Annotated in this window: 1 protein-coding gene and 1 pseudogene; both read right to left on the bottom strand. The window is 52.2% G+C overall.

What is annotated here, in order from left to right; genetic code table 11:
- The coding region (locus ACTHUM_RS14765; RefSeq protein WP_440403257.1) for a DNA gyrase subunit A at positions 1-752 on the bottom strand (752 nt) is incomplete at its 3' end.
- 208 nt (positions 753-960) lie between these two features.
- A pseudogene (locus tag ACTHUM_RS14760) lies at positions 961-1191 on the bottom strand (MFS transporter); the annotation flags it as partial.

The following is a 1191-nucleotide window of genomic DNA, read 5'->3' as shown; positions in this document are numbered from 1 at the left end:
CGCACGCGCACGCTGCCCTTACCGGTTTCGTAAATCCGGCGCAATTCGTCCGCCGGCGTGATGATTTGACCGCCGCCGGCAAAGTCGGGCGCTGGGATGTACTGCATCAGGTCGGCGGTTTCCAGCGTCGGTTTCTTCAACAGCGCAATCGCCGCCTGCGTGACTTCGTTCAAATTGTGTGATGGGATTTCGGTCGCCATGCCCACCGCGATGCCCGATGCGCCGTTGAGCAAGACCATAGGCAGACGGGCTGGCAGATGTACAGGTTCGTCAAACGCGCCGTCGTAGTTCGGTACAAAATCCACCGTACCCTGATTGATTTCGGACAACAGCAATTCCGCAATCGGCGTCAGCCGTGCTTCGGTATAACGCATCGCCGCCGCTCCGTCGCCGTCGCGTGAGCCGAAGTTGCCGATGCCGTCGATTAAGGGATAGCGCAAGGTAAAATCCTGCGCCATGCGAACCATCGCTTCATAGGCAGAACTGTCGCCGTGCGGGTGATATTTACCCAAAATCTCGCCGACCACGCGCGCGGATTTCACCGGCTTCGCCCCCGCCGTCAAACCCATATCGCGCATGGCAAACAAAATACGTCGTTGTACAGGCTTTTGGCCGTCTGAAACTTCAGGCAGCGCGCGACCTTTAACCACGCTCATGGCGTATTCGAGATAGGCGCGTTCGGCGTATTGACCTAACAGCAGGTAGTCTTCGCCGATAGGAGATGGGCTTGGAGCGGAAATGTGTTCTGTCATCAGGATGGTAAAACGAAATAAATTAAAGAAGGATATTGTAAAGCAAAATCGGTAGTCATAGCCAATTTGAGTGATGAACGGTAGTGCAGCGACAATAAGGCTTACCGAATCAGGTCAGCAAATGGAATCCGTTTCGACAAAAAAGGCCGTCTGAAACCATTTCATGTTTCAGACGGCCTTTTCATTTTGGTTTTAAATCAAAACTTCGTTATTCTGCAGTAGCCGGTTTGGCCGCAGTTTTAATGGTTAAGGTCAACGCGGCGGCAATAGCGAGGAAAACACCGGCAAACGTCATCGCGTTGGCAGGATTTGAACCCAAGAAGGTTTTGTACACCCAGCCGAAAGATACGGTTTCAATCAGCATTGGAATCACAATCATCATGTTCACAATACCCATGTACACGCCATAACGTTTTTTCGGAATAGAACCGACCACAAT

It is taken from the genome of Neisseria sp. P0021.S006 (genome assembly GCF_051956895.1).
The sequence above is the reverse complement of the archived record's forward strand: the minus strand, read 5'-3'. Positions and strand labels throughout refer to the sequence as shown.